15 protein-coding genes are annotated in these 14,266 nt (G+C 71.8%); 9 read left to right on the plus strand and 6 right to left on the minus strand.

Translation table 11 applies throughout. The features are described from left to right. The 3 genes from C3488_RS19965 to C3488_RS19975 all read left to right on the plus strand — a co-directional run. Positions 1-762, plus strand: a 762-nt coding sequence (locus tag C3488_RS19965) for an IucA/IucC family siderophore biosynthesis protein (protein ID WP_219822323.1), incomplete at its 5' end; no start/stop codon positions are given. A 62-nt stretch (positions 763-824) separates the two neighbouring features. Next, the gene (locus tag C3488_RS19970) at positions 825-1,739 is read left to right on the plus strand and encodes a HipA family kinase (RefSeq protein WP_103841354.1); all 915 of its coding nucleotides are present in this window, start codon (positions 825-827) and stop codon (positions 1,737-1,739) included. Next, a complete protein-coding gene (locus tag C3488_RS19975) occupies positions 1,736-2,005 on the plus strand; it encodes a SelT/SelW/SelH family protein (protein ID WP_103841272.1) in 270 nt (89 codons plus the stop codon). The genes C3488_RS19970 and C3488_RS19975 overlap by 4 nt, the downstream gene beginning before the upstream one ends. Positions 2,006-2,027: 22 nt before the next feature. Here C3488_RS19975 and aceB read toward each other — a convergent pair whose 3' ends face one another. Continuing rightward, positions 2,028-3,650, minus strand: coding sequence for a malate synthase A (gene aceB / locus C3488_RS19980; RefSeq protein WP_103841274.1), 1,623 nt, complete (start codon positions 3,648-3,650; stop codon positions 2,028-2,030). Positions 3,651-3,853: 203 nt separating this feature from the next. Further along, on the minus strand, positions 3,854-4,453 hold the full coding sequence (locus C3488_RS19985; protein ID WP_103841276.1) for an NTP transferase domain-containing protein: 600 nt from the start codon (positions 4,451-4,453) through the stop codon (positions 3,854-3,856). A gap of 203 nt (positions 4,454-4,656) precedes the next feature. On the opposite strand from C3488_RS19985, the gene C3488_RS19990 reads away from it, so the two are divergent. Next, positions 4,657-4,968, plus strand: a complete 312-nt coding sequence (locus C3488_RS19990) for a DUF5955 family protein (protein ID WP_308460679.1) — start codon at positions 4,657-4,659, stop codon at positions 4,966-4,968. A gap of 260 nt (positions 4,969-5,228) precedes the next feature. Here C3488_RS19990 and C3488_RS19995 read toward each other — a convergent pair whose 3' ends face one another. Further along, positions 5,229-6,023: an IclR family transcriptional regulator gene (locus C3488_RS19995; RefSeq protein WP_103841280.1), complete on the minus strand. Its 795-nt coding sequence runs from the start codon at positions 6,021-6,023 to the stop codon at positions 5,229-5,231. A gap of 232 nt (positions 6,024-6,255) precedes the next feature. Between C3488_RS19995 and allB the strand changes: the two genes are divergently transcribed. From allB to C3488_RS20015, 4 genes are all read left to right on the plus strand, one after another. After that, positions 6,256-7,596: an allantoinase AllB gene (allB, locus tag C3488_RS20000; protein ID WP_103841282.1), complete on the plus strand. Its 1,341-nt coding sequence runs from the start codon at positions 6,256-6,258 to the stop codon at positions 7,594-7,596. 59 nt (positions 7,597-7,655) lie between these two features. Further along, positions 7,656-8,771 carry an allantoicase gene (gene alc / locus C3488_RS20005; protein WP_103841284.1) on the plus strand — a complete coding sequence of 372 codons (1,116 nt, stop codon included), beginning with the start codon at positions 7,656-7,658 and terminating at the stop codon, positions 8,769-8,771. A 209-nt stretch (positions 8,772-8,980) separates the two neighbouring features. Then, on the plus strand, positions 8,981-9,799 hold the full coding sequence (locus C3488_RS20010) for an AIM24 family protein (RefSeq protein ID WP_103841286.1): 819 nt from the start codon (positions 8,981-8,983) through the stop codon (positions 9,797-9,799). A gap of 167 nt (positions 9,800-9,966) precedes the next feature. After that, positions 9,967-10,362 (plus strand): ribonuclease domain-containing protein, encoded by a 396-nt coding sequence (locus C3488_RS20015; protein ID WP_103841288.1) that lies wholly within the window; start codon positions 9,967-9,969, stop codon positions 10,360-10,362. 165 nt (positions 10,363-10,527) lie between these two features. Here C3488_RS20015 and C3488_RS20020 read toward each other — a convergent pair whose 3' ends face one another. The 3 genes from C3488_RS20020 to C3488_RS20030 form a co-directional block, all read right to left on the minus strand. Continuing rightward, complete coding sequence (locus tag C3488_RS20020; protein ID WP_103841290.1) at positions 10,528-11,415, minus strand: LysR family transcriptional regulator; 888 nt, start codon at positions 11,413-11,415, stop codon at positions 10,528-10,530. A gap of 109 nt (positions 11,416-11,524) precedes the next feature. After that, positions 11,525-11,767 (minus strand): hypothetical protein, encoded by a 243-nt coding sequence (locus tag C3488_RS20025; RefSeq protein WP_308460680.1) that lies wholly within the window; start codon positions 11,765-11,767, stop codon positions 11,525-11,527. A gap of 328 nt (positions 11,768-12,095) precedes the next feature. Further along, complete coding sequence (locus tag C3488_RS20030; RefSeq protein WP_103841292.1) at positions 12,096-13,106, minus strand: Gfo/Idh/MocA family oxidoreductase; 1,011 nt, start codon at positions 13,104-13,106, stop codon at positions 12,096-12,098. Positions 13,107-13,222: 116 nt separating this feature from the next. Here C3488_RS20030 and C3488_RS20035 point away from each other — a divergent pair, with 116 nt between their 5' ends. Continuing rightward, entirely contained in the window at positions 13,223-13,972 is a 750-nt protein-coding gene (locus C3488_RS20035; protein ID WP_258053531.1) for a GntR family transcriptional regulator, read from the plus strand. The last annotated feature ends 294 nt before the right edge of the window (positions 13,973-14,266 follow it).

Here is a 14,266-nt window from a genome sequence, read left to right on the forward strand (position 1 = left end):
GAGGACGACCTCTTCGTCAAGTTCAGCCTGGATGTGCGGATCACCAACGACATCCGCCGGCTGTGGCGCCACGACCTGATCGAGCTGCGCCGCACCGACGCGGCGGCGGCCTCCGCGTTCGCGGCGCACCGGGGTCCGGCTGTCTGGCTGAGCGACCGCGGCTGGCGCACGGCCGCCTTCGCCTTCGAGGAACTGGCGGTCCTGGTCCGCGACGGGCTGCGCCCGCACCTGCTGCCCGGTGCCACCCCGCTGCTCGCCGCCGCCCTGGTGGAGGGGTTCGACGGCAGCCCGCTCGACGCGCTCACCGACCCCGCCGCGTGGTGGACGGCGTATCTGCGCCAGGTCGTGCCCCCGGCCCTCGAGGCGTTCGAACGGCACGGGGTCGTCCTCGAGGCGCACCTGCAGAACACGCTGGTCGCGGTGGACGGCACGGGACTGCCCGTGCAGGCCCTGTTCCGGGACGCGGAGGGCGTGAAGCTCCTGGCGGACGTGTCCCGCGAGAAGGGCTGGGAGCGGCTGGTGTACTGCCTGGTCGTCAACAACCTCATCGAGGTGGCCTCCCTGCTGTCCGAACGCCACCCGGGCTGGAACCCCTGGCCCGCCGCCCGCGCCGAGCTGTCCCGCCACCCCGTCCCCGAGATCCCCGCCCTGCTCGCCTCGCCCACCCTGCCCGGCAAGACCAACCTGCTGCTGCGCTGGACGGGCGCGGACGGCGCGGACGCGCGGTATCTGCCCCTGCCGAACCCGCTGGCCTGCCGCTGAGCGCCGCTCAGCGCTCAGATATGCCGACGGCCGTCACGGTCCTTTGTCCTACAGTGGCCCGTGTGCTGCGCGACGTGACTGCTGTTCGATACGTGACCCCGCTGCGCTCCGGCGGTTCCGTCCCCGGAGTCGTCGAGGCCGACGACCTGGGGACGTACGTCGTGAAGTTCACCGGCTCCGCACAGGGCACGAAGGCCCTGGTCGCCGAGGTCATCGTGGGGGAACTGGCGCGCCAGCTCGGGCTGCGCGTCCCCGAGCTGGTCCTCGTCCACTTCGACCCCGCGATCGGCGCGCACGAGCCGCACCAGGAGGTGCGCGACCTGCTCAACGCCAGCCCCGGCCTCAACCTCGGCATGGACTACCTGCCGGGCGCCCGGGACCTCACGCCCGAGGTCGCCCAGGTCTTCCCCGTCGACCCGGCGGAGGCCGGCAGGATCATCTGGCTCGACGCGCTGACCGTGAACGTGGACCGCACGGTGCACAGCTCCAACCTCATGGTCTGGCCCACCTTCGGCATCGCACCGCCGCGGCTGTGGCTGATCGACCACGGTGCCGCGCTCGTCTTCCACCACCGCTGGGACGCCTCCGCACCCGAGAAGGCCTACGACTTCCGCCACCACGCACTCGGCCACTTCGCCCCGGACATGCGGGCAGCGGAGGACGCCCTGGCGCCGCTCGTGACGAAGGAGCTGCTGCGCGAGGTCACCGAGGAGGTACCGGACGCCTGGCTGGCGGACGAGCCGGGCTTCGCGACGCCCGGCGACGTCCGTGCCGCCTACGTGGACTACCTCACGGCCCGGGTCAGGGCGTCCGAGGCATGGCTGCCCACCGACTTCCCCACCCAGGAGGAGCGCGCCGCCGAGGAGGCCCAGCGTGCGGCGCGGACACAGCAGGGCCGGCCGGGCTGGCTCAAGCGGGTCCCGGACCTGCACGGCAAACCGGCCGCGGAACAGGATTGGTCGGTGCACCTGGGATGACCCACCGTGTCCAGATCGAGTACTGCACCCGGTGCCGCTGGCTGCCCCGGGCGGCCTGGCTGGCGCAGGAACTGCTGACCACCTTCGAGGCGGAGCTGACCGAGCTGTCGCTCAAGCCCGGTACGGGCGGCGTGTTCGTGGTCCGGGTGAACGACGAGGTGGTGTGGGACCGGAGGGAGCAGGGGTTCCCGGAGCCGACGGCCGTGAAGCAGCTCGTACGCGACCGAGTGGCCCCGGGGAAGCCCCTGGGCCACTCGGAGAAGTGAGACCTCAGCCCTCGATGAGGCCTCAGCCCTCGAGCTGCTCGTAGGCAGGAAGCGTCAGGAAGTCCGCGTAGTCCTCGTCCAGCGCGACCTTCAGCAGCAGGTCGTGGGCCTGCTGCCACTTGCCGGCCGTGAAGGCCTCCTCGCCGAGTTCCGCCTCGATGTTCCGCAGTTCCTCCGCGGCGACCTCGCGGGCGAGCGCGGCGGTGACCCGCTCGCCGTTGTCGAGGACGACCCCGGCGTTGATCCACTGCCAGATCTGGGAGCGGGAGATCTCCGCGGTGGCCGCGTCCTCCATCAGGTTGAAGATGGCGACCGCGCCGAGGCCGCGCAGCCAGGCTTCGATGTAACGGATGCCGACCTGGACGGCGTTGACGAGGCCCGCGTACGTCGGCTTGGCGTCGAGGGAGTCGATGGCGATCAGGTCGGCCGCCTTGACGTCGACGTCCTCGCGCAGCCGGTCCTTCTGGTTCGGCTTGTCGCCGAGGACCTTGTCGAAGGACTCCATCGCGATCGGGACCAGGTCGGGATGGGCGACCCAGGAGCCGTCGAAGCCGTCGTTCGCCTCGCGGTCCTTGTCGGCCCGGACCTTCTCGAAGGCGACCTTGTTGACCTCGGGGTCCCTGCGGGAGGGGATGAACGCGGCCATGCCGCCGATGGCGTGGGCGCCGCGCTTGTGGCAGGTACGGACGAGGAGTTCGGTGTACGCGCGCATGAACGGGGCCGTCATCGTGACCGCGTTGCGGTCCGGCAGGACGAACTTCGCTCCGCCGTCACGGAAGTTCTTCACGATGGAGAACAGATAGTCCCAGCGCCCCGCGTTCAACCCGGAGGCGTGCTCGCGCAGTTCGTAAAGGATCTCCTCCATCTCGTACGCCGCCGTGATCGTCTCGATCAGGACCGTGGCGCGGATGGTGCCCTGCGGAATGCCGACGTGGTCCTGGGCGAAGACGAAGACGTCGTTCCAGAGGCGGGCCTCCAGGTGCGACTCGGTCTTCGGGAGGTAGAAGTACGGGCCCTTGCCGAGGTCGAGCAGCCGCTGGGCGTTGTGGAAGAAGTACAGGCCGAAGTCGACGAAGGCGCCCGGGACCTGCTCCCCGTCGACCTGGAGGTGACGCTCGTTCAGGTGCCAACCGCGCGGGCGCATGACGACCGTCGCCAGCTCCTCGTTCGGGCGCAGGGCGTAGGACTTGCCGGTCGCCGGGTCGGTGAAGTCGATGCTGCGGGTGTAGGCGTCGATCAGGTTGAGCTGGCCGAGGACCACGTTCTCCCAGGTGGGCGCGGAGGCGTCCTCGAAGTCCGCGAGCCACACCTTGGCGCCCGAGTTGAGGGCGTTGATGGTCATCTTGCGGTCGGTGGGGCCGGTGATCTCGACCCGGCGGTCGTCGAGGGCCTCGGGCGCGGGCGCCACCCTCCAGGTGTCGTCCGCGCGGATCGCGGCGGTCTCGGGCAGGAAGTCCAGCGTTGAGGTGCGGGCGATCTCGGCGCGGCGCTCCGCGCGGCGGGCCAGCAGCTCCTCGCGGCGCGGTGTGAACCGCCGGTGCAGCTCGGCCACGAAGGCGAGCGCCGCGTCGGTGAGGACCTCCGCCTGCCGGGGCAGGGGCTCGGCGTCGACGATGGCCGCCGGGGACGGCGCTGGTGCGGACATGAGGCTGTCACTTCCTTCGGCGAGCTGGCATGAGGGTGTTGCGGCACCGCGTGCCAGGGGCTCCGTATGCGGTCGGCGGCGCCTGGGGAGCGGTCGAGCGCTTCTGATCAGTGGATACTAGTTTCCTCATAGTGGAAGTTCAATGGTTTGTTGATGTCGAGACTCTCGGGGTCGAGGCGAGGCGGCGCTCGGTGCCACTCCGTTCACTGAAGGTGGGACAGGTCCGCCGCCGTGTCGATGTCGTAGGGCTGTGCCACGTCCCCGCACTCGACGAGAGCGATGGCGTCGTCGTGGGCCTTCAGGTAGGCGCGTGCCCCGCGGTCGCCGGTCGCGGTCCGGGCGACACCGGCCCAGTGGGCCGAGCCGAGCAGGACCGGATGCCCGCGCACCCCGTCGTACGCGGCCGAGGCCAGCGACTCCTCGTCCCGGAACGCGCAGAGCACCCGAGCCACCGCCTCCGGCCCGATGCCGGGCTGGTCGACGAGCAGGACCAGCGCCGCCCGCGCGTCCGTCCCGGCGAGCGATGCGAGCCCGGCCCGCAGTGAGGAGCCCATGCCCTCTTCCCAGTCCGGGTTGTCCACCAGCACGCAGCCGGTGAGGTCGGCACGCTCCCGTACGGCGGTGGCCCCCGCTCCCACCACCACGTGGACGCGGTCGCATCCGGCCGCGCGCAGCACTCCCGTCGCGCGCTCCACCAGTGGGCGCCCACGGTGTTCGAGCATCGCCTTGGGCCGCCCGCCGAGCCGCCGTCCCCCGCCTGCCGCGAGCAGCAGCCCGGCGATCCGCCCTTCGTTGCCTGTCATACGTCCTGCTTACCTGACCCGAAGCCGATCGCACGGTTTCCAGGGGCTGAATTTCCGTCCACACGGTGGCGCCCGGCGCGCCCGGTGGCGTTTACTGGCCCGCATCCCCGGTGCCCGACCACGCCCCGGGGCACGGGGGGACGTACGAGCACAACGGCGTTTCGAGGGGGATGGCTGTGGTGCGGAGCTTGGGGCAGAGGCCAGTGACCGGCAGTGAAGAGGATCCGAGAGTGGCGGGACTGCGTACCGCCGTGTCCCGGCTGCGCCGTGAACTCGCCGCGCATCCGGCGGAGTTCCCCGACCGGGCGATAGCCGAGGACGAACTGGCCGCACTCGCGGCGATGGCCGCGGGAGGCGTCCCCGAGATTCCCCGCCTGCGCCGCTCCCTGCTGCTGATCGCGGGGGCGATCGGCTCGGTCAGCGCACTGAACAGGGGTTTGACGGAGGTCCGCAGGGCGGTCGAACTGTTCGGGGAGCCGCCGCGCGGCAGGCGGGAGTTCGACGACAGGGTCTAGGTCTAAAACTGCCGGACGTTGTTGACACCTGGGTCTCCGACCACTCCGGAGATCCGACATGCCCCTTCGTCAGACAGCAGCAGGACCGCCAAGCCCAACGGCGCCTGGCGGTCCTGCGCCATGCCCCGCTCCCTGATCCGGCCTGATCCAAAGGAAAGACCCCAGGGCTGCGTGCAGCTGCAAGCCCGGCTCCGACCCTGGTGAAGAGGGAGTGCCCGAGGGCCGGGTCGGCCGAGGGCTGTGGGTGATGCCGGGGTGCCTCAGGCGGCCGGGCCGCCCGAGGCCGCCAGAGTCCGGGACAGTTCCGCCGCCACCTGCTGGAGCACCGGCACGATCCGTTCCGTCGCGGCCTCGGTGACGCGGCCCGCCGGGCCCGAGATGGAGATCGCGGCGGCCGTGGGGGAGTCGGGAACGGACACCGCGAGGCACCGGACCCCTATCTCCTGCTCGTTGTCGTCGACCGCGTACCCGAGCCGGCGCACCTCCTCCAGCGCGGCGAGGAACGCGTCCGGCGTGGTGATCGTCTTCTCGGTCGCGGCCGGCATGCCCGTACGGGCGAGCAGGGCGCGCACCTCGTCGTCCGGCGTGCTCGCGAGCAGAGCCTTGCCCACGCCGGTGGAGTGCGGCAGTACCCTCCGGCCCACCTCGGTGAACATCCGCATCGAGTGCTTGGAGGGCACCTGCGCCACGTACACGATCTCGTCCCCGTCGAGCAGCGCCATGTTCGCCGTCTCGCCGGTCTCCTCCACCAGGCGCGCCAGATGCGGCCGGGCCCAGGTGCCCAGCAGCCGGGACGCCGACTCGCCGAGCCGGATCAGCCGAGGGCCGAGCGCATAACGGCGGTTGGGCTGCTGGCGCACGTACCCGCAGGCCACCAGGGTGCGCATCAGGCGGTGGATCGTGGGCAGCGGCAGGCCGCTGCTCGCGGACAACTCGCTCAGGCCGACCTCACCGCCCGCGTCCGCCATCCGCTCCAGCAGGTCGAAGGCGCGCTCGAGGGACTGGACACCACCGCTCGCGGCGGACTTGGCGGGGGTGGACGTCGACGGCGGCACGGCGCGTTCCTTTCGGCTGTGTCTGCGGTTTCGGAATTCTAATTCCGCTACACGGAAACGTCCAGGGTTCTCCGGGCCGGTACGGCGAGGGGCGCCAAGAGGATTGTGCCCTTGACGGCAGGGGTGCGGGAGGGAAGACTCCTTCAACAGAACGTTGAATTCCGTTACGCGGATGTAAATCCCGTCATCCGGAAGCCGACCGGAAGCGGGACGGCGGCAGAAAGGGGCCCGGGTGTCCGACGCTGAACTGGTGCTGCGCTCCACGCGCGTGATCACCCCCGAGGGCACGCGCGCCGCGTCGGTCGCGGTCGCCGGGGGCACGATCAGGGCCGTCCTGCCGTACGACGCCGCCGCACCGGCCGGGGCCCGGCTGGAGGATCTGGGCGACGACGTCCTGCTGCCCGGCCTCGTCGACACACACGTGCACGTCAACGACCCGGGTCGCACCGAGTGGGAGGGCTTTTGGACCGCCACCCGCGCGGCGGCGGCAGGCGGCATCACCACGTTGATCGACATGCCGCTCAACTCGGTGCCGCCGACCACGACGGTCGCCCACCTCCGCACCAAGCAGGAGGTCGCGGCCGGCAAGGCCCACATCGACGTCGGCTTCTGGGGCGGCGCGCTGCCCGACAACCTCAAGGAGCTCAGGCCGCTGCACGACGCGGGCGTCTTCGGCTTCAAAGCGTTCCTGTCACCGTCGGGCGTGGACGAGTTCCCGCACCTCGACCAGGAGCAACTGGCCCGCTCCCTGGCCGAGATCGCCGCTTTCGACGGGCTGCTGATCGTGCACGCGGAGGACCCGCGCCACCTCGCCGCCGCCCCGCAGCAGGGCGGTCCCCGGTACGCGGACTTCCTCGCCTCCCGGCCCCGGCACGCGGAGGACACGGCCATCGCGCACCTCATCGAGCAGGCGAGACGGTTCAACGCGCGCGTGCACGTGCTGCACCTCTCCTCGAGCGACGCGCTGCCGCTGATCGCCGCCGCCAAGGCGGAGGGCGTACGGATCACGGTGGAGACCTGCCCGCACTACCTCACCCTGACGGCCGAGGAAGTCCCCGACGGGGCCAGTGAGTTCAAGTGCTGCCCGCCCATCCGTGAGGCCGCCAACCAGGATCTGCTCTGGCAGGCGCTGGCGGACGGCACGATCGACTGCGTCGTCACCGACCACTCCCCGTCGACCGCCGACCTGAAGACCGACGACTTCGCCACCGCCTGGGGCGGCATCTCGGGCCTGCAACTGAGCCTGGCCGCGGTGTGGACCGAGGCGCGCAGGCGGGGGCACGGCCTGGAGGACGTGGTCCGCTGGATGTCCGAGCGCACGGCCCGGCTCGTGGGGCTTCAGACCCGCAAGGGCGCCATCGCGGCGGGCCACGACGCGGACTTCGCCGTGCTGGCGCCCGAGGAGACGTTCACCGTGGACCCGGCGGCCCTCCAGCACCGCAACCGGGTCACCGCGTACGCGGGCAGGACCCTGCACGGCGTCGTGAAGTCCACCTGGCTGCACGGCGAACGCATCGTGACGAACGGTGAGTTCACCGGGCCGAAGGGACGACTGCTCGGCAGGACCGACTGAACCGCCCGCACCGACTCCCGCGCCGCAGCGGGCGACACCGAAAGGAAGAACTGATCACCGTGACGGCGATTCCGAGTTTCACGGGCGACGCGAACCCCTACCGGGGCGGCGACCCCTACGCGGACTACCGCACCGCCGACTTCCCCTTCACCCGGTACGCCGACCTCGCCGACCGCCGGCTCGGGGCGGGGGTCATCGCCGCCAACGACGAGTTCTTCGCCGAGCGCGAGAACCTCCTGGTGCCCGGGCGCGCCGAGTTCGACCCCGAGCACTTCGGGCACAAGGGCAAGGTCATGGACGGCTGGGAGACGCGCCGCCGCCGGGGCGCCTCGGCCGGGCACCCGTGGCCCACGCAGGACGACCACGACTGGGCGCTGGTGCGCCTCGGCGCGCCCGGCGTCGTACGGGGCATCGTCGTCGACACGGCCCACTTCCGGGGCAACCACCCGCAGGCGGTGTCCGTCGAGGGCACGTCGGTCGCCGGCTCCCCGTCGCCGGAGGAGCTGCTCGGGGACGACGTGAAGTGGACGACGCTGGTGCCGCGCACCCCGGTGGGCGGACACGCGGCCAACGGCTTCGAGGTGGACGTGGAGCAGCGCTTCACCCACCTCAGGCTCAACCAGCACCCCGACGGGGGCATCGCACGCCTTCGCGTCCACGGCGAAGTGGTGCCGGACCCCGCGTGGCTGGAGGTGCTCGGCACCTTCGACGTGGTGGCCCTGGAGAACGGGGGCCAGGTGGAGGACGCCTCCGACCTCTTCTACTCGCCCGCCACCAACACCATCCGGCCGGGCCGCTCCCGGAAGATGGACGACGGCTGGGAGACGCGGCGCCGTCGCGACCGGGGCCACGACTGGATCCGCTACCGGCTGACGGCACAGGCCCTGGTCCGGGCGGTCGAGATCGACACGGCGTACCTGAAGGGCAACGCGGCGGGCTGGGCGTCGGTCTCGGTCAAGGACGGTGAGGACGGCGACTGGCGCGAGATCCTCCCACGCACCCGCCTCCAGCCCGACACCAACCACCGCTTCGCCCTCCCGGCCCCGGCGATCGGCACGCACGCGCGCGTGGACATCCACCCGGACGGCGGCATCTCCCGCCTGCGCCTGCACGGCTCCCTGACAGAGGACGGGGCGAACCGGCTGGCGGCGCGCCACCAGGAGCTGGGCGGCTGACATCCTCACGCGCGCGTGGGGCGCACCGGCATTACCGGGACGGTCGGAGGAGCTGGTTGCGCGGCCGGGCTGACGGCACCGGCGCGCGCCCGCGCCGCACGCCGCGCGCACCCGTGCGACCCCGGCCGGAGCGTCGGCAGGCAGGCGGCGAACGGGGGCCGTCCTCGGACGGCCGGAACTCTTCGCCCCTCCCGTCGCGTTCTCCTCGCGTGACTCTTCAGCAAGAAATCGTCGGCAACGCCATGCAGATGGCGGTCGTCAACCTGCACCCGGGCCAGACCGTGTACTGCGAGGCGGGCAAGTTCCTCTTCAAGACCACGAACGTCACCATGGAGACCCGCCTGTCCGGCCCGTCGAACGGCGGTGGCGGGCCCGAGGGCGGAGCCGGTGGCGGCGGCATGGGCGGCTTCCTGCGCCAGGCCATGGGCACCGCCATGCAGGTGGGCCAGCGCGCGCTCGCGGGCGAGTCGCTGGCGTTCCAGTACTTCACCGCCCAGGGCGGCGAGGGCACCGTCGGCTTCGCGGGCGTGCTGCCCGGCGAGATGCGGGCGCTGGAACTCGACGGCACGCGCGCGTGGTTCGCGGAGAAGGACGCCTTCGTGGCCGCCGAGTCGACCGTCGACTTCGGCATCGCCTTCGCCGGCGGCCGCACCGGCATGAGCGGCGGCGAGGGCTTCATCCTGGAGAAGTTCACCGGACACGGCACCGTGATCATCGCCGGCGCGGGCAACTTCATCGACCTCAACCCCGCCGACTTCGGCGGCCGCATCGAGGTCGACACCGGGTGCGTCGTCGCCTTCGAGGAGGGCATCCAGTACGGCGTCCAGCGCGTCGGCGGCCTCAACCGCCAGGGGATCATGAACATGGTCTTCGGCGGAGAGGGACTGTCCCTGGCCACCCTGGAGGGCAACGGCCGCGTCATCCTGCAGTCCCTGACCATCGAGAGCCTCGCCAACGCCCTGAAGAAGGCGCAGGGAGGCGACAAGCAGGGACCGACCGGCGGACTGTTCTCGACCCACGCGGGATGAGCCCGATCACCGGGCTACCGGCGGGCGGCTGACCACCGCGTCCACAACCGCCCGCCGCCCCGGGTGCCCGGGCGCAGGTTAACGTGCCGAAAACAGTTGGCACTTGGGCGTGAAAATCCTCTGGTTGTCATTGACATGCCACCATCTACGCGCGTCACCATGCCGCTATGAGAACCCCCACACGCGCCACCCGGATCGGCGCCGCAGCCGCGCTCCTGTCCGCCCTCCTCATGGGCGGCACCGTCTCCGCCACCACGGCGGACGCCGCCACCACCTCGGTCGGCAGCATCTGCTACAGCGGCCTGCCGTCCCAGGCCCACGACACCCTCGCCCTGATCGACCAGGGCGGCCCCTTCCCGTACTCGCAGGACGGCAGCGTCTTCTCGAACCGCGAAGGCGTACTCCCCGGCCAGTCCTACGGCTACTACCACGAGTACACCGTCATCACCCCCGGCTCCTCCACGCGTGGCGCCCGCCGCATCGTCACGGGTGAGGAGTACCAGGAGGACTACTACACGTCGGACCACTACGCGACGTTCGACCTGATCGACTTCGGCTGCTGACGAGCGGTCACCACGAGCCGGGGTCCGGTCCGCACCCGGCCGGACCCCGGCTCTCCCGAGCGGCCGAGAAGACGGCCGCCAGGACGAGCGGGACCGTGGGACCTACGGTGCCCGGCGTACAGGCTCCGGGAGGAGATCGCCGGGTGACCCCGTGACCGCGGCCGGTCACCGCGGCATCGCGTCGGACCGGGATTGCGCGATGTCCGAAGCCGCCTCGGCGAACTCGCGGATGAGCGGGGAACGCCGGGTGGCCATCCACGCCAGGCACACGTGATTGGGGCCGATGTCCTCGACCGGTACCGGAACGACGTCCGGGCGCGTGTAGAAGTTGGCCGTGGACAGGGGGATCACGCAGACTCCGGCTCCGGAGGCCACGAGCTCGAGCTTCTCCTCGACCTGATGGATCTCGGGCACCTCGGGCCGGTCCCGCTCGCGCATCTCGAGGGCCACGTCGCGCCACTCCGGCACCGCGTCCGGGTCCTGCAGCAGGTGATCGGCGGCCAGGTCCGCGACGGCCACCGACTGCTTGCCGGCCAGGGGGTGGTCCAGGGGCAGGACGACGACCCGGGGCTCCTGGAACAACGGCACCACCTGAAGGCCTTGCTGGTCGATCGGCAGACGGACGATGCTCACGTCCGCCCGGCCGTCGTGCAGCACTTCCACCTGGTCGACCCAGCTCGTGCGCAGCAGGCGCACGTTGAGCCCCGGGCGGCGCGAGGTCAGGGCGCGCACCGCGGACGTCACGGTGATGCCGGGCATGAAGCCGATCGTGAAGGTGGGCGTGCCCTTGGCCGCGGAGGTGACCCGCCGGAGCAGTGCCTCGGACGCGGCGAGGAGCGGGGGTGCGTCCTCCAGCAACTGCTCGCCGGCCGGGGTGAGCATGGTGCCGCGGCGGTCACGGACGAACAGCTCCGCCCGCAGCTCCTCCTCGAGGGCGCGGATCTGCCGGGACAGAACGGGCTGGGCGATGTGCAGGCGTTCGGCGGCGCGGCCGAAGTGGAGTTCCTCGGCCACCGCCACGAAGTACCTGAGCTTCCGCAGGTCGACGTCCACAGCTCCGCACCGCCCGTCTCCGTTTCAGATGAATCTACCTCCGAACGTGCCGACCGCGCCGCCGACAAGGGGGCACGTCAAGCAGGCGCCGAGGATCGACCGAGTCTTGTCAGCCGCGGGCAAGGACCGTCAGCGGGTCGGTGTGGCGGAGCGTCTCGGCCCGAGCCGCGGCGGCGTTGAGCACGTCGAGGTCGTCCAGCCCGCCGATCACCGGGACGGCACCCAGGGCGCGGACCGCGTCCGCGGAGCGCTCGCTGCGGGCCGGTGCCTCGACGGCGTGTCCGTGCCGGATCAGCGCGGTGATCGTCGCCCTGCCCAGGTAATCGGAACCACCGGTGAGGAAAACCTTCATCGCTTGCCTTCCGCTTGCCTTTCGTCCGGTCCAGACCGTCGCATTCAGCGTGCGCCGGACCCGAGGCAGGCGTCCAAGACCTGTTCGGTCGGCTGTGATGCCCCAGGGGTATCAGTGCAGTCGGCGCCGGGGGCTCGCCCTGATGTCCGGCTGCGGTCGACGCGGTGCGGCGCGTCGCGACCGGCGACCCGGTCTCGTCGCCCGCCGTCGGCCGCCCGCCGTCGGCCGCCCGCCGTCGGCCGCCCGCCGAAGGCGCGCGACGCCGCCGGGGTCGGGACCGGCACCCGGCGCGCCACCGCAGGCGGACGGGACCTGACCCGGCCGCCGGTCAGTGGCGGGCGCCCGGGATCTCCCCGAGACGCACCGGGCGGCGCTCCCTGCGGGACAGTTCGCAGGCCTCCGCGACGCGCAGGGCCTGCAGTGCCTCGCCGCCGTCGCAGGGGTTGGCGCGCTCGCCGCGCACCACCTCGACGAACGCCGCGATCTCGGCCTCGTACGCGGGCGCGAACCGCTCCAGGAACCCCCTCCACGGCTTGTCCGCGGCCGGCGGACCGGCGAGCTCCGTGGACGCGATCGGAGTACGGTCGTCCAGGCCCACCGCGATCGTGTCCAGCTCGCCCGCCAGCTCCATGCGCACGTCGTAACCGGCCCCGTTCGTACGGGTCGCCGTGGCCGTGGCGAGTACGCCGTCCTGAAGTGTGAGCACGACCGCCGCCGTGTCGACGTCGTCCGCCTCCCGGTACATCGCCCCGCCCGCGTCGGACCCGGTCGCGTACACCTCGGACACCTCCCGGCCGGTCACCCAGCGCAGGATGTCGAAGTCGTGGATGAGGCAGTCCCGGAAGATGCCGCCGGAGACCGGCAGGTACGCGGCCGGCGGCGGTGCCTGGTCGGCCGTCAGCGCGCGGACCGTGTGCAGCCGCCCGAGCCGACCCGAGCGCACGGCCTCCCGCGCCGCCGAGTAGCCCGCGTCGAACCGCCGCTGGAAACCCATCTGCAGCACCGTCCCGGCGGCGTCGACCTCGGCGAGCGCGGCCAGCGTGCCCGCCAGGTCCACCGCGATCGGCTTCTCGCAGAACACGGGGAGGCCGGAGCGCGCCGCCCGGCCGATCAGTTCGGCGTGCGCCGCGGTCGCGGCGGTGACGACCACCGCGTCCACGCCCCAGGTGAAGACCTCGTCCACGCCGGGTGCCGCCGTCGCGCCCAGCCGGTCCGCGAGCTGACGGGCCCGCGCGGTGTCGACGTCCGTGATGATGAGCGAGCCCACCTCATGGTGACGACTGAGGGAAGCCGCGTGGTATGTCCCTATACGCCCCGCTCCGATCAGTCCGATGCGCATGGGACCAACGTGGGGGTGTACCCCCCACTATGTCAATGCTTTGTCCGGACAACCGGACTACACAACTTCCCGTCAACAAGCGCCGGAGCTACGCTCGCCCCGTGCCGAAACCAGATGTGGACCCCACCGTCCCACTCCAGCTCAGCGTCGACCGGAGCAGTCCGGTGCCGCTCTACTTCCAGCTGGCCCAGCAGCTGGAGGCCGCGATCGAGCACGGCGAGCTGACGCCGGGCAGCCTGCTGGGGAACGAGATCGAACTGGCCGGGCGGCTCGGCCTGTCCCGCCCCACGGTCCGGCAGGCCATCCAGTCCCTGGTCGACAAGGGCCTGCTCGTGCGCCGCCGCGGCGTCGGCACCCAGGTCGTGCACAGCCAGGTCAAGCGCGGCCTGGAGCTGAGCAGCCTCTACGACGACCTGGAGGCGGCCGGGCAGCGCCCCGCGACCCGGGTCCTCGTCAACACCTTCGCGCCCGCCTCCGCCGAGGTCGCCGCCGCACTCGGCGTCCCCGAGGGCATGGAGGTGCACCAGGTCGAACGGCTGCGTCTCGCCCACGGCGAGCCGATGGCGTATCTGTGCAACTACCTGCCGACCGGCCTGCTCGACCTCGACAGCGACCAGCTGGAGGCCACCGGCCTCTACCGGCTGATGCGCGCCGCCGGCATCACCCTGCACAGCGCCCGGCAGTCCATCGGTGCCCGCGTCGCCGGCCGGGGCGAGGGCGAACGACTCGGCGAGCCCGAGGGCGCCCCGCTGCTCACCATGCAGCGCACCACGTTCGACGACACGGGCCGCGCCGTGGAGTTCGGCACCCACACCTACCGCGCCTCGCGCTACTCGTTCGAATTCCAGCTGCTCGTACGCTCCTGAGCTCCGGGGCGCACGACCCCCCGCCCCGCCACCCGTACTCATCATCCTCACGCCCCGTCCCGCCCCTACCAGGCCCTGACCTGCGGCGTCGATCCGCGGTCGGCGATACCGGTCGTTCCGTGCGCCGCACGACTCGTGAGGAACTGCCGCGTATGGGCATCGACCCGCGCCACGTCGACCAGTCGATCGGGACCCTGTCGGGCGGTGAACGCCAGTGCGTGGCGATCGCCGGCGCAATCTGCGCCCCGAGCTGGAACGTGCCCTGTAGGTGTCGCCCCCGCGCGGCGCGGCCCA

The organism is Streptomyces sp. Ru72 (assembly GCF_002920635.1).
In the GTDB taxonomy this organism is placed as follows: Bacteria; Actinomycetota; Actinomycetes; order Streptomycetales; family Streptomycetaceae; genus Streptomyces.

Bases quoted from the DNA above. Each gene is read 5' to 3' on its own strand.
- C3488_RS19975 (WP_103841272.1), top strand. From the start codon at position 1,736: ATGACCCACCGTGTCCAGATCGAGTACTGCACCCGGTGCCGCTGGCTG.
- aceB (WP_103841274.1), bottom strand. From the start codon at position 3,650: ATGTCCGCACCAGCGCCGTCCCCGGCGGCCATCGTCGACGCCGAGCCC.
- C3488_RS19985 (WP_103841276.1), bottom strand. From the start codon at position 4,453: ATGACAGGCAACGAAGGGCGGATCGCCGGGCTGCTGCTCGCGGCAGGC.
- C3488_RS20015 (WP_103841288.1), top strand. From the start codon at position 9,967: ATGAGAACCCCCACACGCGCCACCCGGATCGGCGCCGCAGCCGCGCTC.
- C3488_RS20025 (WP_308460680.1), bottom strand. From the start codon at position 11,767: ATGAAGGTTTTCCTCACCGGTGGTTCCGATTACCTGGGCAGGGCGACG.
- C3488_RS20030 (WP_103841292.1), bottom strand. From the start codon at position 13,106: ATGCGCATCGGACTGATCGGAGCGGGGCGTATAGGGACATACCACGCG.